The 20,267-nt window shown below is 70.3% G+C and carries 21 protein-coding genes and 1 pseudogene; 9 read left to right on the forward strand and 13 right to left on the reverse strand.

All coding sequences use genetic code 11. From position 1 onward, the window contains the following. Nucleotides 1–177: 177 nt before the first annotated feature. From V7004_RS09640 to V7004_RS09660, 5 genes are all read right to left on the reverse strand, one after another. Complete coding sequence (locus tag V7004_RS09640) at nt 178–1,041, reverse strand: QcrA and Rieske domain-containing protein (RefSeq protein WP_334143627.1); 864 nt, start codon at nt 1,039–1,041, stop codon at nt 178–180. 40 nt (nt 1,042–1,081) lie between these two features. Further along, nucleotides 1,082–1,867 (reverse strand): menaquinol-cytochrome c reductase cytochrome b subunit, encoded by a 786-nt coding sequence (locus tag V7004_RS09645; protein ID WP_334143629.1) that lies wholly within the window; start codon nt 1,865–1,867, stop codon nt 1,082–1,084. 17 nt (nt 1,868–1,884) lie between these two features. Further along, nucleotides 1,885–2,670, reverse strand: a complete 786-nt coding sequence (extP, locus tag V7004_RS09650) for a selenite/tellurite reduction operon b-type cytochrome ExtP (RefSeq protein ID WP_208029043.1) — start codon at nt 2,668–2,670, stop codon at nt 1,885–1,887. Nucleotides 2,671–2,732: 62 nt separating this feature from the next. Continuing rightward, complete coding sequence (locus V7004_RS09655; protein ID WP_334143631.1) at nt 2,733–3,149, reverse strand: 4Fe-4S binding protein; 417 nt, start codon at nt 3,147–3,149, stop codon at nt 2,733–2,735. A gap of 4 nt (nt 3,150–3,153) precedes the next feature. After that, nucleotides 3,154–3,576 carry a hypothetical protein gene (locus V7004_RS09660; protein WP_334143633.1) on the reverse strand — a complete coding sequence of 141 codons (423 nt, stop codon included), beginning with the start codon at nt 3,574–3,576 and terminating at the stop codon, nt 3,154–3,156. A gap of 315 nt (nt 3,577–3,891) precedes the next feature. Here V7004_RS09660 and V7004_RS09665 point away from each other — a divergent pair, with 315 nt between their 5' ends. Next, entirely contained in the window at nt 3,892–4,734 is an 843-nt protein-coding gene (locus V7004_RS09665; protein ID WP_334143634.1) for a c-type cytochrome, read from the forward strand. A gap of 82 nt (nt 4,735–4,816) precedes the next feature. Then, nucleotides 4,817–6,073, forward strand: coding sequence for a geranylgeranyl reductase family protein (locus V7004_RS09670; protein WP_334143637.1), 1,257 nt, complete (start codon nt 4,817–4,819; stop codon nt 6,071–6,073). Between the two features lie 36 nt (nt 6,074–6,109). On the opposite strand, the gene zwf is transcribed toward V7004_RS09670, so the two are convergent. The 4 genes from zwf to cobA form a co-directional block, all read right to left on the reverse strand. Further along, entirely contained in the window at nt 6,110–7,510 is a 1,401-nt protein-coding gene (gene zwf / locus V7004_RS09675; RefSeq protein WP_334143638.1) for a glucose-6-phosphate dehydrogenase, read from the reverse strand. 5 nt (nt 7,511–7,515) lie between these two features. Then, the gene (gene hemL / locus V7004_RS09680; protein WP_334143640.1) at nt 7,516–8,784 is read right to left on the reverse strand and encodes a glutamate-1-semialdehyde 2,1-aminomutase; all 1,269 of its coding nucleotides are present in this window, start codon (nt 8,782–8,784) and stop codon (nt 7,516–7,518) included. Nucleotide 8,785: 1 nt separating this feature from the next. Then, nucleotides 8,786–9,769, reverse strand: a complete 984-nt coding sequence (gene hemB, locus V7004_RS09685; protein ID WP_334143641.1) for a porphobilinogen synthase — start codon at nt 9,767–9,769, stop codon at nt 8,786–8,788. Nucleotides 9,770–9,837: 68 nt separating this feature from the next. Continuing rightward, complete coding sequence (gene cobA, locus V7004_RS09690; RefSeq protein WP_334143642.1) at nt 9,838–11,304, reverse strand: uroporphyrinogen-III C-methyltransferase; 1,467 nt, start codon at nt 11,302–11,304, stop codon at nt 9,838–9,840. A gap of 62 nt (nt 11,305–11,366) precedes the next feature. Between cobA and V7004_RS09695 the strand changes: the two genes are divergently transcribed. Both V7004_RS09695 and V7004_RS09700 read left to right on the forward strand, forming a co-directional pair. Then, a complete protein-coding gene (locus V7004_RS09695; RefSeq protein WP_334143644.1) occupies nt 11,367–11,963 on the forward strand; it encodes a TetR/AcrR family transcriptional regulator in 597 nt (198 codons plus the stop codon). Between the two features lie 173 nt (nt 11,964–12,136). Continuing rightward, entirely contained in the window at nt 12,137–12,463 is a 327-nt protein-coding gene (locus tag V7004_RS09700) for a WhiB family transcriptional regulator (RefSeq protein WP_334143658.1), read from the forward strand. 10 nt (nt 12,464–12,473) lie between these two features. Here V7004_RS09700 and V7004_RS09705 read toward each other — a convergent pair whose 3' ends face one another. The 4 genes from V7004_RS09705 to V7004_RS09720 are packed head-to-tail and all read right to left on the reverse strand — an operon-like array spanning nt 12,474 to nt 16,557. Beyond that, the gene (locus V7004_RS09705; protein ID WP_334143645.1) at nt 12,474–13,850 is read right to left on the reverse strand and encodes a cryptochrome/photolyase family protein; all 1,377 of its coding nucleotides are present in this window, start codon (nt 13,848–13,850) and stop codon (nt 12,474–12,476) included. A 48-nt stretch (nt 13,851–13,898) separates the two neighbouring features. Further along, entirely contained in the window at nt 13,899–14,918 is a 1,020-nt protein-coding gene (locus tag V7004_RS09710; protein WP_334143647.1) for a hypothetical protein, read from the reverse strand. Then, nucleotides 14,915–15,418: a hypothetical protein gene (locus V7004_RS09715; protein ID WP_334143648.1), complete on the reverse strand. Its 504-nt coding sequence runs from the start codon at nt 15,416–15,418 to the stop codon at nt 14,915–14,917. Before V7004_RS09715 ends, V7004_RS09710 begins: the two co-directional genes overlap by 4 nt. Next, nucleotides 15,418–16,557: a glycosyltransferase gene (locus V7004_RS09720; protein WP_334143649.1), complete on the reverse strand. Its 1,140-nt coding sequence runs from the start codon at nt 16,555–16,557 to the stop codon at nt 15,418–15,420. Before V7004_RS09720 ends, V7004_RS09715 begins: the two co-directional genes overlap by 1 nt. A 100-nt stretch (nt 16,558–16,657) precedes the next feature. Between V7004_RS09720 and V7004_RS09725 the strand changes: the two genes are divergently transcribed. From V7004_RS09725 to V7004_RS09745, 5 genes and pseudogenes are all read left to right on the forward strand, one after another. Continuing rightward, nucleotides 16,658–17,149, forward strand: coding sequence for an inorganic diphosphatase (locus V7004_RS09725; protein ID WP_334143650.1), 492 nt, complete (start codon nt 16,658–16,660; stop codon nt 17,147–17,149). Between the two features lie 6 nt (nt 17,150–17,155). Beyond that, on the forward strand, nt 17,156–18,394 hold the full coding sequence (gene lhgO, locus V7004_RS09730; RefSeq protein ID WP_334143652.1) for an L-2-hydroxyglutarate oxidase: 1,239 nt from the start codon (nt 17,156–17,158) through the stop codon (nt 18,392–18,394). A 20-nt stretch (nt 18,395–18,414) separates the two neighbouring features. After that, the gene (locus V7004_RS09735; protein ID WP_334143653.1) at nt 18,415–19,353 is read left to right on the forward strand and encodes a cation diffusion facilitator family transporter; all 939 of its coding nucleotides are present in this window, start codon (nt 18,415–18,417) and stop codon (nt 19,351–19,353) included. Beyond that, nucleotides 19,350–19,724, forward strand: a complete 375-nt coding sequence (locus tag V7004_RS09740; protein WP_334143654.1) for a helix-turn-helix domain-containing protein — start codon at nt 19,350–19,352, stop codon at nt 19,722–19,724. The genes V7004_RS09735 and V7004_RS09740 overlap by 4 nt, the downstream gene beginning before the upstream one ends. A 215-nt stretch (nt 19,725–19,939) precedes the next feature. After that, a pseudogene (locus V7004_RS09745) lies at nt 19,940–20,267 on the forward strand (hypothetical protein); the annotation flags it as partial.

Consider the following 20,267-nt stretch of genomic DNA (forward strand, 5'->3'; position numbering starts at 1 on the left):
CGTCGTAGTAAGGCTTGCGGTTCGCCGCGAGCTCGATCTCCGAGCCGACCTCGCGGCGGCCCTTGCGCATGTTGGCGACGACCGCGACGACGAAGCCGATCGACAGGATGACCGCGATCACGTAGCCGATCGCTCGCTGCGTGTTGGCCAGGACGATCTGGCCGGAGAGGACCTCCATCAGTGACCTCCACCCCCACCCGTGACGCAGTGGGGACCCTCCGCTTCCTGGCCGGTGGTGTTCGTGCCGATCGGCGGCCCTTGGATGACGGTGCCGGTGTCGACCGTGAGCACCCCACCGGTGACCTCGGTGACGAACCGATCCATGCCCCGGGGGGCCGGGCCGCCCTTCTTCTCACCCGCCTGGTTGTACTGGGAGCCGTGGCAGGGGCATTCGAACCACTGGGAGGTCTTGCAGTCGGGCACCCGGCATCCCAGGTGCGGGCACTTCTGGTAGAGGACCGCCAGGCCGGCCTCCATGCTGTTGAGCACGGGCTGCGGGTAGACGGCCTTCGCCTTGTCGATGGCGGCCTCGGGGTAGTTGGTGATCCACATCCGCCCTTCGGCCACGTAGTAGAAGCCGTCGTTGGCGTCGACCGCGGCCTTGATGTCCGCGACGTTGCCGACGCGGATCTTCGAGCCGAAGCCGCCCTTGGGCTGGGGCCACAGGAACGCCAGCACTGCAGCGCCGAAGCCACTGAGTCCGAGGCCCATCAACAGCACGATGCTGCGGTTGAAGAACTGGCGGCGGGTGACTCCCAGGGTGTCCGGATCGGGCGGGACGTACGGCGCAAGATCAGCAGCACCCGCGGTCACCAGCTCGGCTCCGCCCCCACGGCGCTCGACCTCCACCGACCGTTCGACCTCACGACCGGTCGTGCGGGTCGCTCCGGCCAGCACAGCCGGCTCCCCACGGTCCCGCTTGAGGGTCTCGCGGGAGAGCAGGCCGGTCGCCTCGTCGGTATCGCGCCGTCTCGCGGCGGCCACGAGCAGGACCAGTGCGAGCACCACGACGACGGGCACGGCGATGACGAGGGGGTTCATGACGAGCTCCTCGGGCTACGGCGGTGTGCGGCGACGACCATCACAGCTCGAAGTGGAGTCCCTCAGTCCAAGGGGCGACGAAGTTGAAGCCGGGCCCCCGGAAGAACGAGCCGATGATGACCAGCACCGCCCAGAACATCAGCTGGACCGTGAACAGCGAGATGGCGAACTTGCGGTCCTCCGGCTTGTTGCTGGGATTGCGGTCCATGAACGGAGCGAGGATCAGCAAGAAGATGCCCATGCCCGGGATGGTCACCCCTGCGACCATCGGGTGGAACATGGTGAGCAGCTCCTGCAGGCCCAGGAAGTACCAGGGCGCTTTCGAGGGGTTGGGGGTCTGGTTGACGTTGGCCAGCTCCAGCAGTGGGGCGTCGACGAAGATCGAGAACAGCAACGTGAACGCAGTGATCGCCAGCGCGGCGACGAACTCGACGGCCAGCAGGTGCGGCCACACATGCACCTTGTCCTGCGGGGTGGCCTTGACGTCCTGGATGGACCCCGCCTTGACCACCGTCAGCAGCCGCTGGGTGTGACCACCGGGACCGGTGGCCGCGGGAGGTGGGGCCGCGGTGGCGACGGCGGCCGCCGCGGCTGCGGTGGGCGCACCGGCCTCGGCAGCAGCGCCGGTGCCCGCGGTGCGGGCTTTGGCGGCCCGGCTGCGTTCGAGCAGGTGAGCGGGGATCTTGCCGCCGCCGGCTGGTTCACCGGCGGTGGCGGAAGCCTCAGGGGCGGCCGGCTCCGCGCCGGCCTCGGCCGCCTTCTTCTCGGCGGCCTTCTGCCGGGCGGCTTCCGCTCGCTTGCGCAGGTGCTCGGGGATCTCAGTCATGACAACTCGCTGTCGGCCTAGAGGGGCCCGGAGATACCGCCGTCCTTGCGGACTCTCCAGAAGTGGATGGCCAGGAAGATGACGGTGACGAACGGGACGAACAACACGTGCAGCACGTACCACCGCAACAGGGTGTCGGTGCCGATCTCACGACCGCCGAGCAGCACGAACCGGACCTGGTCACCGAACACCGGCGTGTAGCCCATCATGTTCGTGCCGACGGTGACGGCCCAGAGCGCAAGCTGATCCCACGGGAGCAGGTAGCCCGTGAACGAGAGCAGCAAGGTGAGCGTGAGCAGGATCACCCCGATCACCCAGTTGAACTCGCGGGGGGGCTTGTAGGCGCCGTGGTAGAAGACCCGCGCCATGTGCAGGAAGACGGACAGCACCATCAGGTGCGCTCCCCACCGGTGCATATTCCGGACCAGCAGCCCGAAGGTCACCGAGGTCTGCAGGGTGTAGATGTCGTTCCACGCCTGTGCCGCGGTGGGCCGGTAGAAGAACATCAGGAAGATGCCGGTGATCGTGAGCAGGATGAACAGGAAGAAGCTCAGACCACCGAGGCACAGGGTGTAGCTGACCTTCACCGCATGCCGCTTCACCTTCACCGGGTGAAGGTGGTACAGCACGCTGTTCATGATCACGTACGAGCGGTTACGGGGGCTGTCGGTGTAGCCCTTGCGGAACACCGAACCCGGCCGGAAGATCGCGTTCCACGCCTGGGAGCCCTGCACCTGATCGGTCAGGTCTGAGACCTTCTTGGCGATCTTGCTCTCGCCCGGTCGACCCATCGTCTTGGCCACGGTTACTCCCTGTCTCCTCGGGCTCCGTCGTACGTGCGCTCGCTCGTTGCCGTCATCGCCCCCTACCCCAGTCGCATCCCGTAGCCGTAGCCGTGCGAGTTCGTACGCTGGTGCGGATCGCCCTCCGCGGGAGGATCACCGATCTTGCCCAGGATGATGACCCCGGTCGGGCAACGATCCACGCACAGTGCGCAGCGGGTGCACACGTCGTCGTCGATGGTGAAGATGACGTGGTCACGAGGGTCGGTGCCCGGCTGCTCGGTGCCCACAGCCTCGGCGATGGCATCGGGCCGCACCATGTGGATGCACTTCCACGGGCAGATGTCGACGCAGCCCTCGCACATGATGCACTCGGACTGGTCGATGTGGATGAACTGCTTCGGCTTGACGGCTCTCGACAACCAGGCTGCGTCGACCTCCTGCAGGATGTAGTCGTCACGGAACTCGGGCATCGGTGGGTTGGCGTCGGTCTTGGCCATACCCTCACCCCTTCCTGACCAGCGGCCGGCCGTAGTCGGACGTGGCGAGCTCGCGAGCGGCGGCCTCAGCCCGCTTGGAGCGATCGTTCCACCACGCCCACAGGAAGATGTTGAGACCGAGGAACACCACGTAGATGCCCACGACGATGAGGTCGCGGATCACCTGGTAGTTGAGCGTGAACGGGAGCGACCCCCCGAGCGCCTGCGGCTTGAGGATGTCGCCGGGCCCGTACACGAGGTTGTCAGGCCGCCAGTTGAGCTCGTTGTCGGCCCAGGTGAGCCACAGGTGCGGCACCATGCCGTAGACCCAGAACATGATGGCGAAGACGTACACGCCCGCCACGATCGCTTCGCCCCAGGTGGTCGGCGTGCCCGGCGGCCGTCGCTTGGCCACCGGGAAGACCAACGCCACGAGGGCGGCGGTCACCAGAAGCGATCCAACGAACGCAACCACCTCGTGGTGACCTCCTCGTCAGCCCGGCTCGTGAAACTTCTCACAATACTAGTGGGGCCTCTGCGCTCGACGGATCAGCCGGGGAGCGCAGAGCGCGTGACGACTGTGTTTAGCACGCCCCCGCCGAAGCGAGCACATCGACCGCGGGCTGGTCCGGGGCCCTCGTGCACTTGGCTCTCGGCGGTGTGCATCGCGTAGGGTGACGCGGTTCCGTTCCCGAGTCGATGAGCGGGCACGAGAACGGCACCGAACACGCCTGCCGCAGACCAGCCCGCGAGGAGCTTCGCCGTGACCGAAGTACCGGAGCACCTGCTCAAGCGCTCTCGAGACCGCCGTGCCGCGCTCGGACTCGGTGGCGAGGGAGGAGGCGAGGCCGCAGCCCCTGCTCAGCCGGCCGCAGGTGCCGAGGTCGAGCCCGCCACCCCCGCTGCTGCGGCGAAACCCGCGGCCGCGGCGCCCGCCGAGGTCGAGCCCGCCCCGCCGGCGCCGCTACCCCCCTACGTCGAAGCGGCGCTGACCCGCAAGCGCATCCCGTTCTGGGCCATGCCGGTGCTGGCCATCCTCCCGGTGTGGGCCATCCTCTACGCGGGGTCCCTCTCCCCGGCAAAGGTCGGCCAGGTCAGCCAGCTCGACCTCGGCGCGCAGGTCTACGCGGCCCGCTGCGCGAGCTGCCACGGTGGTGGCGGAGGCGGCGGTGTCGGCCGCCCGCTGGCAGGGGGCGAGGTACTCAAGACCTTCCCCGACATCGAGTCCATGCTCGAGTTCGTCGCCATCGGCTCCGACGGCATCGGCATCGGCAACGGCTACGGCGACCCCAACCGCGAAGGCGGCCAGCACATCGCCGGCTCCTACAACGGCAACAAGATGCCCGCCTTCGGTGACGTGCTCACCGACACCGAGCTGTTCGCGGTGGTGCGCCACGAGCGCGAGACCCTCTCGGGCGAGAAGCTCGAGGGGCAGGCTGCGGGCCCCGACGGGACCCGGCTCACCAGCAACGGCAAGCCCTATCTCGATGCCGCCGGCCAGCTCGTGACCCCTGATGGCCAGCCGCTGCTCGACGCCTCCGGCAAGCTCACCATCGAGATCGCCCAGGGCTCCCCGGCCGAACCGGGGCAGCCTTCGGGCCGCTAGGCGCACCTCCCCTGATGTGGGGATCGCGGGTCAGCCCGCTCGCGTGGAGCTACCCCGACCCTGCGACCCTACGCTGGCCGGCGTGAGCGCAGACCATCGCCACGACGTCCTCGTGATCGGCGGTGGCCCCGCGGGAGCCGCCAGCGCCTACTGGCTCGCCCAACGCGGCCACGACGTCGTGGTGGTCGAGAAGAAGACCTTCCCCCGCGACAAGACCTGCGGGGATGGGCTCACCCCGCGGGCGGTCCGCCAGCTCACCGACATGGGGTTGGCCGAGCAGCTCGCGGGGTACCACCGCTACGACGGGCTGCGCGCCGTCGCTCACGGCGTGACCCTGGAGCTCACCTGGCCCGAGCATCCCTCGTACCCCTCCTACGGGTACGTCGTGCGCCGGCGTGAGCTCGACCAACTCGTCGCGGACCATGCGGTCAAGGCCGGCGCGACCTTCCGGGCCGGCACCGAAGCACTCGAACCGCTACTGCGCGACGGGCTGGTCGTCGGAGCGGTGGTCCGGGATGCCGAGCGTGACGTCACCGAGCAGGTGCGTGCCCGCTACGTGGTCATCGCCGACGGCGCGAACTCGCGCTTCGGCCGAGCACTCGGCACGTCACGCCGACGCTCCTGGCCCCAGGGCATGGCCATCCGGGGCTACTACGAGAGCCCGCGCCACGACGACCCCTGGATCGAGAGCTCACTCGACCTGCGTGACCGCAACGGCAACTCGCTGCCGGGCTACGGCTGGATCTTCCCGGTGGGCGACGGCGAGATCAACGTCGGCATCGGCCTGCTGTCGACCTTCCGGGACTTCAAGTCGGTCAACACCACGCACATCCTCGACGAGTTCGCCGCCACCGCGCCCGTCTACTGGGGCATCTCCCCCGAGACCGCGACGTGCCCCCCGACCGGTGGGCGGCTCCCCATGGGAGGCTCGATCGAACCGAAGGTGGGCCCGACCTGGATCGTCGTCGGCGACGCCGCAGGGTCGATCAACCCGTTCAACGGCGAAGGGATCGACTACGCATACGAGACCGGCCGGCTGGCCGCCAGCCTGCTCGACGAGGCGCTCACCACCGGGGACGGCATGGCGCTGCAGCGCTACCCCGGCATGCTCGACGCGGAGTACGGCCTGTACTTCAAGGTGGCGCGGCTGTTCGCGAAGGTGATCGGCCAGCCGGCACTGATGAGGGAACTGACCCGGGCCGGCATGCAGTCACGAACCCTGATGGAGTGGGTGCTGCGCATCATGGCCAACCTGCTGCGCGACGACGAGGTGGGTCCCGCCGAGATGGCCTATCGGGCGGCGGCGGCCATCGCCCGGGTGATCCCCGAGCGCAGCTGAGCCCGGACCGGTGGCCGCTCAGCGGGTCGGAGGGCGTCAGTCCACCAACGGCTCGTGCCAGCCGCCGAACGGCGCGGCGAGTGCCTCGGCCTCGGGCGGCCCCCACGTGCCGGGGTCGTAGAGGCGCAACCGCGGCGGCCACTTGAGCAGGTCGTCGACGATCCGCCACTGCTCATCAACGCTGTCAGCCCGCCCGAAGCGGCGGGCGTCGCCTTCCATCGCGTCCTCCAACAGCCGCTCGTAGGGCTCCTCCGGGGTGCCGAAGAGCCGCTCCTCGGTCACCTCGAGGTCGACCGCGTGGGTGAGCAGCCGATCGCCCGGCGTCTTGGCGTGCACCTGCAGGAGGATCCCACCGACCCGCCCCAGACGGAAGCGCAGATGGTTGGGGTGCGGGACGGCAGCGGCGGCGTCACCGAAAAACATGCGGGGAGGCGCCTTGAACTCGACGATGGCCTCCGTCGCGGTCACCGGGAGGTGCTTGCCGGTGCGGATGAGCCACGGCACTCCCGACCATCGCCACGAATCGATCTCGAAGCGCAGCGCCACGAACGTCTCGGTGTCCGAGCCCGGGGCCACGCCCGGCTCATCGGCATAGCCCCGGTACTGGCCGCGGACCACCGACACCGGGTCGAACGCCTCAATCTGGCGGAACACCTTCACCTTCTCGTCGCGCAACGCGTCCGCGTCGGCCGCCACCGGCGGTTCCATGGCCAACAGGGCCACGATCTCGAGCAGGTGGTTCTGCACCACGTCGCGGATCGCCCCCGCGGTGTCGTAGAACTTCGCCCGTCCCGCGGTGCCGAAGTCCTCGGCCATGGTGATCTGGATGTTGGAGATGAAGTTGCGGTTCCAGATCGGCTCGAGCATCGAGTTGGCAAAGCGGAAGACCAGCAGGTTCTCGATGCCGTCCTTGCCGAGGAAGTGGTCGATGCGGAACACCGCCTCCTCGGGGAACGCCCGGCGCAGCACCTCGTTCAACGCCCGCGCGCTGTCTCGGTCCCGACCGAACGGCTTCTCGACCACGACCTTGGCCCCCTCGTTGACGCCGACCCGGTGGAGGCCCTCGATCACGTCGTCGAAGAGAGCCGGTGGGATGGCGAGGTAGAACAGCGGGTGGCGGGCGCCGTCCAGACGCCGCCGGAGCTCGTCGAACGTCGAGGGCTCTCGGTAGTCCCCGCTCACGTAACACAGCCGATCAGCCAGTCGGGACAACACGGTTTCGTCGATCTCGCCATGGGCTTCGATCGATTCGCGTGCCGCCCGCCGCAGGTCATCATCACTCCACGACGACGACGCCACCCCGACGATCGGGAACTCGACCACCCCCCGCCGAGCCAGCTCGTAAACGGCAGGGAAGATCTTGCGCCGGGCGAGGTCACCCGTCGCGCCGAACAGGACCAGCGCGTCCGTGGGCTCGTCGGCGCCGGCGTCCGCCATCGCCCTCATCCCCTCCGGCGGGCGACCTCGAGCGCCGCCTCGTGCGCGACCTCGACGATCCGATCGACGAGCTCCGGTGTGTGCGCCACGCCGGGGAACAGCACCTCGTAGGCACCCGGTGCGATCGCCACGCCCCGAGCGAGCAGCTCGTGGAAGAAGGCTGCGTAGAGCTCCTCGTCCGTGCGCTTCGCCCCGTCGTAGTCGAGCGGCGCGTCGGGCCCGAAGAACAGCCCGACCAGGCCGCCGAACCGCGGCACGATCGCGGGCAGCCCGGCATCGGCCAGTGCCTCCGAGAGCCCGCTCGCCAGCTGCTCGGCCGAGGCGCCGATCTGCTCGTACATCGCTGGCCCGAGCATCCCCAGCGCAGCCAAGCCTGCGGCGGTCGCCAAGGGGTTCCCGCTGAGCGTGCCGGCCTGGTACACGGGGCCCACCGGGGCGAGCGCGTCCATCACCTCGGCGCGACCGCCCAACGCACCGATCGGCAAGCCACCACCGATCACCTTCCCGAGGCAGGTCAGGTCGGGGGCCACACCGAGCAGCTCCTGTGCGCCCCCACGACCGAGACGGAACCCGGTGATGACCTCGTCGAAGATGAGGAGCGCACCGACCCGATCACACTCCGCCCGGAGGCCCTCGAGAAAGCCGTCCATCGGCGGGACCAAGCCCATGTTGGCGGCCACCGGCTCCACGATCACGCACGCCACGGTCTCGTCCAGCTCGGGCACGACGTTGTAGGGCACCACCAGCGTGTCGGCCACCTGTGAGCTGGTGACCCCCGCAGACCCCGGCAGGCCCAGCGTCGCCACCCCACTGCCCCCCGCCACCAGCAAGGCGTCGGAGTGCCCGTGGTAGTTGCCGGCGAACTTCACCACCCGGTCTCGTCCGGTGAACCCCCGAGCGACGCGCAGCGCGGTCATCGTCGCCTCGGTGCCGCTGCTGACCAGCCGAACCTTCTCGACGGAGGGCACGGCCTCGACGATCGCCTCCGCCAGCAGCACCTCCCGCTCGGTCGGGGCGCCGTAGGAGGTCCCGTCCGCCGCCGCCGACAGGATGGCGTCGACCACGGTGGGGTGCGCGTGCCCGAGGATGATCGCCCCGTAGGACTGCACGAGATCCACGTATCGGTTGCCCTCGACGTCCCAGACGTGTGGACCCTCGGCCTTGTGCACGAAATACGGGGTTCCGCCCACCGATCCGAACGCCCGCACCGGGGAGCTCACCCCACCGGGGATCACTCGGCAGGCGCGATCGAACAGCTCCGCATTCGAGGCCATGTCAGCCGGCCAGCTCCTCAGCGATCTCCCGAGCGAAGTAGGTGAGCACGAGATCGGCACCGGCCCGGCGGATGGCGACGAGCTGCTCGAGGGCCACCGCCGTGGCGTCGATCCAGCCGTTGGCGGCGGCGGCCCGGATCATCGAGTACTCGCCCGACACGTGGTAGGCCGCGATGGGTAGGTCGATCTCCGCCCGGGCCCGGCAGATGACGTCAAGGTAGACCATCGCCGGCTTCACCATCACGATGTCGGCCCCCTCGAGCACGTCGAGGCGGATCTCCTCCATGGCCTCGCGGGCGTTCGCCGGATCCTGCTGGTAGCCACGGCGGTCCCCCCCGTCCGCGATCGTGACGTCGACCGCGTCGCGGAAGGGGCCGTAGAGGGCGGAGGCGAACTTGGCCGCGTAGGCGAGGATCGCCACCTCGTGGTGCCCGCCGTCGTCGAGCGCATCCCGGATGGCGGCCACCTGGCCGTCCATCATGCCCGACGGGGCCACGATGTCAGCCCCGGCACCGGCTTGAGCCAGCGCCACCTCGGCGTACAGCTCGAGCGTGGCGTCGTTGTCGACCCGCCCGGCGCCGTCGAGGACACCGCAGTGGCCGTGATCGGTGTATTCATCGAGACAGAGGTCGGTGATGAGGACCAGGTCGTCGCCCACCTCGTCACGCAGATCGGACAGCGCCACCTGCACGATCCCGTCGGGATCCCATGCCGCGGACCCCTGCGCATCCTTGCGGGCCGGCACGCCGAAGAGGATCGCCGCCGGGATGCCCAGGCTCGCCAGCTCACGGACCTCCTTGCGCAGCGAATCCCGGGTGTGCTGCACCACACCCGGCAGCGAAGGAATGGGCTGTGGCTCGTCGATGCCCTCCCGCACGAACAGCGGCGCGACCAGATCGTCGACCGTGACCCGGGTCTCGGCAACCAGTCGGCGCAAGGCCGGGGTCCGGCGGAGGCGCCGCAGGCGGCGTTGGGGGAAGCTCACCCGGCCAGCCTACGTCTCCCCTGCTGCGGAGCCCTCCACGCTCGGCCACCCAAGGCTCGCAGCCACGATCAGCGCCCGCGGCCCGCGTGGTAGACCAGCGCCTCCACCAGCCCGTCGATGCTGTGTTCGCTGGCGACCGCGTCCACCCGCAGTCCGCAGGCCCGCGCCGTCGCCGCGGTGACGGGACCGATGCAGACCACCATGGGCGGAACCGCGTCCACGCCCAGGGCCTCCACGAAACGCTCCACCGTCGACGACGAGGTGAACGTGATGGCGTCCGCGGTGGCCACCTCCGCCCGCCGCGTGTCGTCGACCGGTATGGCGACAGTCCGGTAGGCCTCCACCACGTCGACCGACCACCCACGAGCCGCCAACCCCTCGGGGAGGACCGCCCGGGCCACCGCCGCCCGCGCGATCAGGACCCGCCCGTGATCATCGGAGGTAGGCCGCGGGAACGCGTCGACCAGCGCTTCGGCCACGAACTGCTCCGGCACCAGGTCCGCGACCACGTTGCCCTCCCGCAGGGCTTCCGCCGTGCCCGGCCCCAGCGCGGCCACCCGCACGGGGGCCAGGACCCGAGCGTCTCGCACGGCGGCCAGCACCCGCGCGGCCCCGTTCGGCGAGGTCACCACCAACCAGTCGTACTCCGCGATCCTCGCCAGCGCGGCGCGCAGCGCGCGGCCGCCGTCCTCGGGATCGACGACGTCGATGACGGGTACCTCTATGGGCTCGGCGCCCAGCTCGCGCAGCCGGGTGACCAGTGCCGGGGACTGGCGGCGAGCCCGGGTGACCACGATGCGCCGTCCGAACAGCGGACGGCGCTCGAACCACGTCAGGTCAAGCCCGGCCACCGCGCCCACCACGATGGTCGCCGGGGGCTCGAGCCGGTGCTCGGTCAGGGTGGCGAGCGTGGCCCGCACGGTGTGCTGATCCGGCCGGGTCCCCCACCGGATCGCCGCCGCCGGGGTGTCCCCCGGGACGCCGCCCGCGAGCAGGCGATCGACGATGGCCCCCAGCCGTGCCACCCCCATCAGGATGACGATCGTGCCCCCTACCCGGGCGACCGCTTCCCAGTCCACCTCGCTGGCTTTGGACGGGTCCTCATGACCGGTCACCACCGTGAAGGAGGTCGACGAGTAGCGCATCGTCACCGGAATGCCCGCGTACGCGGGAACCGCGATTGCGGATGAGACCCCCGGAACCACCTCGAAGGGCACGCCGGCGTCGAGCAGGGCCTGCGCCTCCTCCCCGCCCCGAGCAAATACGAAGGGATCGCCACCCTTCAGACGCACCACCAGGGCGCCGGTCATCCCCCGGTCGACCAGCAGCGCGCAGATCGCGGCCTGCGACCAGGTGGCCCGCCCGGGCGTCTTGCCGACGTCGATGAGCTCGGCGGTGGGTGGCGCCAGCTCCAGCAACGACGGCGCCGACAGGCGGTCGTACACGACGACCTCGGCCCGAGCGAGCAGCTCGGCGCCTCGCACGGTGAGCAACCCCGGATCGCCGGGCCCTGCGCCGACCAGGTACACGGTCACCCCGCCAGCCTAGGTGGGCCGCTCCCGGAGGCGGGACGGTCCGGGCCTGGCAAGATGGCGACATGAAGGCGCCCGTGCAGGTCTCCACCAACGGCCGGAGCGCTCGAGCGACGAGGACCAGAGCGGTGATCGTCGAGGCGCTGCTCACCCTGCTCGACGAAGGCCACCTGCAACCCACGGCCACCCGCATCGCCGAACGAGCGGGTATCTCCCAACGCCTCATCTACCACCACTTCGGCGATCTCGAAGCGCTCTACCGCGCCGCGGCTGAACGCCAGGCGGAGCGCATGGCCGCCATGGTGCAGCACATCCCATCCGAGCTGCCCTTCGAGGAGCGCGTGGCCCGGTTCGTGCTCGAGCGCAGCCGGGTGCTGGAGCGTATGACGCCGGTGCGGCGGGCATCGCTGCTCCAGGAGCCCTTCTCCCCCGCGCTGCGCCGCGCCAGGGCGGCGTTCAACCAACTGAGTGAGGATCGGATCGAGGCGGTGTTCGGACGCGAGCTCGATCGGCTGGACCAGGAGCAACGGTCCACCACCATGGCGGCCCTTGCCGCAGCCGGAGGCTGGGCCTGCTGGGATGCGCTGCGCAGCACGGGACGTACCATCGAGCAGGCCCGCGCCGCCATGCTGCTCACCTACACCCGCCTCCTGGCCGGCTGACCGCCTACCGCCGCTCCGAGCCCGCAGGTCTCTGGTTCTCCAGTTCTGGACCGCTGCCGGGCGGGGAAGGGACCACGCCCGATGAGATCCATCCGGGCCGTGCAGCGACCCAGCCCCCTGGAAGTGAGGTGCGCTCCGCCGGGGAACCGCGAGCGAGCTGCCGGGCCGTGACGATGACCGAGGAGCGAAGCTCGATGGTCGGGCTCCCACCCGCCACCGACGACTGGATGGCGCTGGCCGCGTGCAAAGGCAAGACCGGCCTGTTCTTCGGCATCGCAGGTGAGCGGCCGGAGCGGCGAGCCCGTCGCGAGGCGTCGGCGCGGCGCGTGTGCGCGACATGCCCCGTCATCGCGGAGTGCCGGGCGACCGCTCGGGCCAATCGGGAGAATGGCTTCTGGGGCGGCGAATCCGAGGAGGAGCGTGCCGCCGCGGGATTCCCGCCCCGGTCGATCAGCCGCCGTGCGGTGCAGGAGGCGGCAAGCCGGGGGATCGCCTCGTAGGACCGTCGGATCAGCTCCGGGCGGCGCGCAACTCGGCGTAGGCCTCCAGCGCTCGTGCCCGGCTCTCGGCCAGGTCGACGATGGGGTGCGGGTAGTCGTCGCCGAGGGTCACCCCCCGCCGGGCCAGCTCCGCGGGATCCACCTCCCACGGGGCATGGATCTGTGAGCTGTCGAGGGGAGCCAGCTCCGGCACCCAGCGGCGAACGTAGCTGCCGTCGGGATCGTGGCGCCGGCCTTGGGTGACGGGGTTGAAGATGCGATGGTACGGCGCTGCGTCCGGCCCCGTGCCCGCCACCCACTGCCAGTTCCCCACATTCTGAGCGACGTCACCGTCGACGAGCAGGTGGCGGAAGTGGCGCTCCCCGATCCGCCAGTCGACGAGGAGGTTCTTGACCAGGAAGGACGCGCAGAGCATGCGGAGCCGGTTGTGCATCCACCCCGTCTGGCGCAGCTCCCGCATGCCGGCGTCGATGATGGGGATGCCGGTGAACCCGCCCTTCCACGCGGCGATCTCCACCGGATCATCACGCCACGCCAAGCCCGTGTAGCGGGGTTTCATCTCCCGGGTCGGCAGGGAGGGGATCTCCGCCAGCAGGTGCGCGAACCAGTCCCGCCAGGCGAGCTGGCGCACGAGCGCCTCACGGCCGGCAGTGGCGTCACCCACCGCGTCGAGCACGGCACGCGGGGACAACGTGCCGTACTTGAGGTCGACTGACAACCGGGAGGTCGCCTGCCGATCGAGTCGATCCCGGTCCGCGTCGTAGCGGTCGACGATCGCGAGAAACGCCTCCAGGCGGGTACGAGCCTCGAGCTCACCCTCGGGAAACGGTGAAGGCCCGTCAAGCGCGGGCAGCGGCTGGCCCGGATGGTCGAGCACCACCGCGTCGCCAGGCGCCGGCCACGGATCGAGGGGGGTGCGGCGCCACACCTTGAAGAAAGCGTTGAACACCCTCGACAGAGACCCCTTGCTGGTCAGGATCGAGCCGGGTGGGTGGACGAGCGTGCCGTGGAAGGTGTGCACCGGAGCGTCGAGCGCCTTCGCCACCGCCTGGTCGCGACGGGCCGCGAAGGGGCTGACGTCGGCATTCCAGTAGATAGCGCCGGCCTGGTATCGGGCGACGGTCTGCGGGACGAGCACCACCGGGTCGCCGATACGCACCAGGAGCCGCCCACCGACCCGCTCGAAGAGGTCGTAGTCCAGAGCCTGCACGCTGGCGAGCAGCTGGCGGCGCCGAAATGGGCCGGCCGCGTCCAGCAGCCGGGGATCGACCACGAACAGCGGCACGACCGCCCGCCGCTCGGAGGTGGCCGCGGCCCACGCCGGGTTGTCATCCAGCCGTAGATCGCGGCGGAACCAGACGACCGCGATCTCCTCGGAGCCAGGCATGGCGGGGAGCGTACGCGCCGAGACCGGGAGGTTCCCGCCTCTGGCGGGTCAGGCCAGCGGTCGGCCGAAGGGCAGGACCGGGCACCAGGAGCGGAGGAACGCCTCCGCCCGGTAGCACGCGGCGAGGAGGGGACCGTCCTCGTGGCCGAGGACCTCGCCGAGCGCCCCCGCGACCCGGCGCGCCGCGTCCGCCCGGATCTCGGCCAGATCGTGGCCGGGTGGGGGGTGGGCGGCGAAGACGGCGCCCGCGGTGGTGAGGAAGTCCGGTAGTACCGTCACCCCCCGCCGCCGCAGCACGGCCAGGGCCTTCGCCGTGACCGGCACCGGCCCGGTCGGCACGACAGCTCCCGCCTGCACCTGCTGCGCTCCCACGTGATCGAGGACCCCGGCCCGGGAGCCCACGTAGAGCACATCGGCCTCGCAGGCCAGCAGCTCGGAAGCCGGGGTGACCGGTGGACCGAGCTGAGCCACCAGGTCGGGGCCGTGCTGGTCCCAGCATCCGGCGACCTGCGCGGGATCGAAGCCCTCCGGTGAGCACGCCGCACCCGAGGAGGTGCCGACCGCGACCACCCTGGCCCCGCGCTCGGCGAGCTCGCGCACCAGCAGCGGCCCGCCGGAGTCGAAGCACTCCACCGCGGCGGTGCGCCCGTCGAGCCCGCCGAGAGCGGCCGTGCCGGCCTCGGCGAGGCCGAGGGCCACGAGTGGGTCATGCAGCTCGAAGTACCGTGCGTCGCGGGGGTCGACGGCCCGCAACGGGCTCAGATCGCCGGCGGTAACCCCCTTGCCCGGGTCGGGGAGGAAGCGGCCGTCGGCGACCATCGGCCGGATCTCCTCGACGAAACGATCCACCGCCACCTGGCGCTCGGAGGAGGTCGTGTTGATGCCTGCGGAGGCGCCCCCGACCTGCATCTCGAACGACGCGAACTGGTAGGTCTGCGAGCGAGCCAGCAGGGCCGCACCGTCGACCAGGATCTTGGGTGCCTGCCGCACGAGGCCGCACGAGGTCTCGGCGTGGTCGAGATCGAACACCACGAAAGCGTCGACGGTGGCCAGCTTCTCCCTCCTCACGGCCGGCATTCTGGCATCTCGCCCGCTCGGCGCAGCACCCGCTCGAGCCGAGCCCGGTTGTAGCGCTGGACGAGGAGGCACGGAACGTTGGCCGAGACGGCGTAGGCGACCATGGCTGCCCCCAACCACCAGGGATTCCACAAGAGGAAGACCGGCCCGAGTGCCAGCAGCACCCAGTGCGTGAGCTCGGCCCGGCGCGTCTCGGCGATGAAACGCCGAAGCTCGGCCGGCGACGTCCCGTGGAGCGCACGCTTGGAGAACCCGCCTGCGAAGACGTCACCGGCCTCGGGGAGGTGATCCTTCCAGCGCTTGATGCGCAGCCGGTGCTCGTACCAGCGCCCGTCGCGTTCGAAGCCGCGCAGCCTCGTGAACGCACCGTCCCGGTCGAGGCGGGTCAGTGGGGCCCGATGCGCGAGCAGCCCGACGATCACGCTGGCGGCCGCCCAGACCAGCGAGTCGATCACCACCAACCAACCGAGGGGCAGCCCACCGAGGTGCATCAGGATTCCACCTGCCGCTCACCGCGGCCGCCGACCGGCACCTCACGGCCACGCCATCGCACCCGGCGGCGCACCAGCGTGAGCCAGGCGGACCGTGCGAACACCGCGACGAAGAACAGCGTGAACAGCGGGTGCAGCGCCGGCACCCACCACCGGAACGACCCGAGCTGCGCCAGCATGACCCGCTGCTGGACCGCGAGCCCGCCCCACGTGGCGACCGCCGCGATGGTGGTGGCCGCTGATCTCGTCGCGGTCGCCTGCACCAGCAGCTGGAGCGACACCAACGACCCGCCGACCCAGGCGGCGATCAGCAGACGCCGGCCCCACGGCACCGAACGAGCGCCCGCAGCCATGTTCTTCGACCAGCCCTCGACCAGCTGACCGAGACCCGAGGGATACATGCGGTACGAGACCAGCCGGCAGCCGCCGACCACGTTCACCGGCAGCCCGGCTGCGTCGAAGCGCTCGGCGAGCGCGACGTCCTCGACGATCGCCGAGCGCACGCCCCGATGCCCGTCGAGCGCCACGTAGTCGTCTCGGCGGCAGGCCAGGCACGGACCGAATGCCCCGTGCACCTGCCGCCGACCCAGACCCGCGGCACCCGTTCCCATCAGGGCAATGACCGAGAACGGTGCGGAAAGCTGCTCGTAGGTTCGCAGTACCCGGTGGTACGGAACGACCGAGAACAGCCCACCCCTCGCTTCGCAGCTCGCGACCACCCGCGCCAGCGCGCCTGGCCCGAACGACACGTCCGCATCAACGAAGACCAGGACCCGCCCGCGCGCCGCTCGCGCTCCCTGCCAGCACGCCCACGTCTTGCCCGTCCATCCGGGTGGTGCCGGCTCACCGGCCAGGACGGTCACCCCCGGGAACTCCGTGGCGACGGAGCGAGTCGAGTCCTCGGACCGGTCGTCGACCACGATGATCTCCCGAGGAGGGGGGCGCTGAGCCTCGAGTGAGTGCAGGAGGGTGGGAAGCGATCGTTCCTCGTTGCGCGCCGGCACGATGACGCTGCAATCGAGGGCTGCCGACTGGCGGCCCGATCCCGCCTCAGACTCCGGTGCGGTCAAGCAGGGCAACCGCCACACGAGCAGCCATCCACCGATCCATCCGGCGACGACGAGCGCGAGTCCGGTCATCACGGCTCAAGCATGGTGGACCGGGACATCGGATGCCCCCCTGGGCGGGTCCCGAGCCACCGGGTCCACCCCATGCGGTTGTCGAGGCCACAATGCTGCGATGGACGATCCCAACCTCATCGACGTCATCGTGGAGATCCCGAAAGGGAGCCGGAACAAGTACGAGATGGATCACGAGACCGGGCGCATCCGCCTCGACCGCCGGCTGTTCTCGGCGACCGTCTACCCGACCGACTACGGGTTCATCCCCGACACCCTGGCCGAGGACGAGGACCCGCTCGACGCCCTCGTGCTGCTGGAGGACCCCACCTTCCCCGGCTGCCTGGTGACCGCCCGGCCGGTCGGCGTGCTCTGGATGGAGGACGAGAAGGGCCGTGACGCCAAGATCATCTGCGTCGACCCCAGGGACCCCCGCTTCCGGAAGGCCGCCGACATCTCCGATCTCTCTCAGGACCTCCTGGCCGAGATCCGCCACTTCTTCACCATCTACAAGGATCTCGAGCCGGGGAAGTACTCGCTCATCGCGGACTGGGAGGGGCGGGACGCCGCCTGGGCGGAGATCGAGGCATCACGAGCTCGGTACCGGCACTGACGGTCGATGCCCACCGACGCCGATGTGGTGGTGATCGGGGCCGGCATCGTCGGCTTGGCGACGGCGAGAGCGCTGCGACGGGCCCGACCGGACCTCACGATCACGGTCCTCGACAAGGAGACCGAGCCGGGCCGGCACCAGAGCGGGCGCAACTCGGGCGTGCTGCACTCCGGCATCTACTACCGGCCCGGCTCCCGCAAGGCCCGGCTGTGCGCGTCCGGTCGGGCCGAGCTGTCCGTCTACTGCGAGCAGGTGGGCATCCCGATCGAACACTGCGGGAAGGTCATCGTCGCCACCCGGCGGCATGACCTCGAGCCACTTCGCGCCCTGCACGAGCGCGGTGAGCGCAACGGCCTGCGGATCGTCCGGCTCGACCGGCGGGGCCTGTCCGAGCACGAGCCGCACGCGGAGGCCCTCGAAGCGATCTTCGTCCCCGCGGCGGGGGTGGTCGACTTCCGCACGGTCACCCATGCCCTGGCACAGGACCTCGAGGCGAGTGGGGTGGAGCTCCGGCTGGGCTGCGCGGTCGAGTCGCTCGACGAGCGGGCGTCCCACGTGGTCCTGCACACCAGCGACGGCGAGCTGCGCGGTCGGCAGGTGGCCAACTGCGCGGGGCTGTACAGCGACGTGCTGGCCCGCCGGGCCGGCCTCGAACCAGCAGTGAGGATCGTGCCGTTCCGTGGTGAGTACGTCGAGTTGATCCCCGAGCGGGCCCACCTCGTCCGCCACCTGATCTATCCCGTTCCGGACCTGCGTTTTCCGTTCCTCGGGGTCCACCTCACGCGCGGGATCGACGGGCGGGTGCACGGCGGGCCGAACGCGGTGCTGGCGCTCGCCCGCGAGGGCTACCGCTGGCGTGACCGGTCGATCGGCCACCTGTCCCAGCTCGCCTCCGACCCCGCGGTGTGGCGCCTCGCCATCCGCCACTGGCGCACCGGCCTGCACGAGATCGCCCGCTCGGCCAGCCGGCGACTGCTGGTGCGCGATCTCCGGCGGCTGGTCCCGGACATCAGGTCCCAGGACCTCACCCCCGCGCCCTCGGGGGTACGAGCGCAGGCAGTCGACGATCACGGCCGCCTCGTCGACGACTTCGCCATCGAGGTGACCCCTCGCTCGGTCCATGTGCTGAATGCGCCCAGCCCCGGCGCCACGGCGTCGCTCGCCATCGGCGCCTGGCTGGCCTCGGTGGTCCTCCACGAGCACCGAGGGCCCGAGGCGACCGGCATCTCCCCCGCCAGCAGTTGAGCACCGGCTAAAACCCGCCCATGGCCTCCTCCGGTGGCCGCAAGGCGATCCTCGCGGCCCTTCTCGCCAACCTGGGCATCGCGATGGCCAAGTTCATCGGGTTCCTGGTGACCCGGGCGTCGTCGATGCTGGCGGAGAGCATCCACTCGGTGGCCGACAGCGGGAACCAGGCGCTGCTCCTGCTCGGCGGGGCCCGCGCCCGGCGGCCGGCGGACGACGAGCATCAGTTCGGCTACGGCCGTGAGCGGTACTTCTGGTCGTTCATCGTGGCCCAGGTGCTGTTCGTGCTCGGCGGGGTGTTCTCTCTCTACGAGGGCATTGAGAAACTCCGCCACCCACACGAGCTCGAGTCCCCGATGTGGGCCATCGGGATCCTGCTGGTGGCCATCGTGCTGGAGACGTTCTCCTTCCGCACCGCGGTCGTCGAGTCGCGACCGGCCAAGGGCGACGCGAGCTGGGTGGCGTTCGTACGGCGCTCGAAATCGCCCGAGCTGCCGGTGGTGCTCCTGGAGGATCTCGGCGCGCTGGTGGGCCTGGTGCTGGCGCTCACGGCGATCGTGCTGGCCGCGATCACCGGCAACTCGCTCTGGGACGGGCTGGGCACCATCTCGATCGGCGCGTTGCTCCTGGTCATCGCGGTGGTGCTCGCCATCGAGATGAAGAGCCTCCTCATCGGCGAGGCCGCCAGCGACGAAGACGAGCAGGCCATCCGCTCCGCGATCGGCGCACACCCCACGGTGCGCCACCTGATCAGCCTGCGCACCCAACACCTCGGCCCCGACGAGCTGCTCGTCGCCGTCAAGGTGGAGTTCGACGGCACGCTGACCATGCGCGAGCTCGCGGAGGCGATCGACGCCGTCGAGCAGGACATCCGCAGCGCAGTCCCGACCGCCCAGCGAGTGTTCATCGAGCCCGACATCCGGCGCGCAGTCGCCGGCGCGAGCCGAGAGATCCCATGACTCGCGCCGACGACGCCATCCGCGAACAGCTCGAGACACTGGGGCAGTTCATCCGCTCCCAACGCCAGCAGGCGCAGCTGTCCCTGCGAGACCTGGCCGCCAGAGCCAACATCTCCAACCCGTACCTCAGCCAGCTCGAGCGCGGACTGCACGAGCCGTCGATGCGGGTGCTGAAGGCGATCGCCGGCGCGCTCAACCTCCCCTTGGACGCGTTGCTGGCCCGGGCGGGGCTCCTCGGCGACACCGGCGTGGCCACCGTCGCGGAGACGGAGCGGGCGATCCTGGCCGACCCCAATCTCACCGAGGAGCAACGCCAGTCCCTGCTCGCTGTGTACCGCAGCTACGTGGAGGCGAACAACCGCAGGGGTTGACCCGTCGAACCGGTGGCCACCACCGCCCGATCCCGCGTCCGGCCGGCGGACTCGCCTGTGACGACTATCACGCTTGCAATCGCGAGCAGAGGGTTGACGAATCGAGCAATGCTTGATCTACTTAGCACATCGGTCGGCCCAGCAAGCGGCGACCTCCGCTCGCTCCGCTGACCAGACCGCCGCCCGCCACACGGGCCTGAACCGGAGGCACCCCCATGTCCACCGTCATCGAACGCCTCACCGAACTCCAGGACAAGGTCGTCGAGAGCGTGACCTCGTTCCAGGAGCCGGTGGTCGAGACCGTCCGCAAGGCCGTCGACACGGTCGACGAGCGCATCCCCGAGCTCCCCACCGACGCCATCACCGAGAAGCTCCCCACCGCCCGGGAGCTGGTCGACAACCAGTTCGAGTTCGCCAGCCGGATGCTCAAGGTCTCGCACGACTTCGTGCTCGCCATCCTCGAGGCGATCGAGCCGGTCACCGAGAAGGTCGTGAAGCCGACCACCCCCGCCCCCACCGGCAAGAAGGCCGCCTCGGAGAAGG

Source organism: Rhabdothermincola sp., assembly GCF_036846205.1.
Lineage (GTDB): Bacteria > Actinomycetota > Acidimicrobiia > Acidimicrobiales > Acidimicrobilacustridaceae > Rhabdothermincola.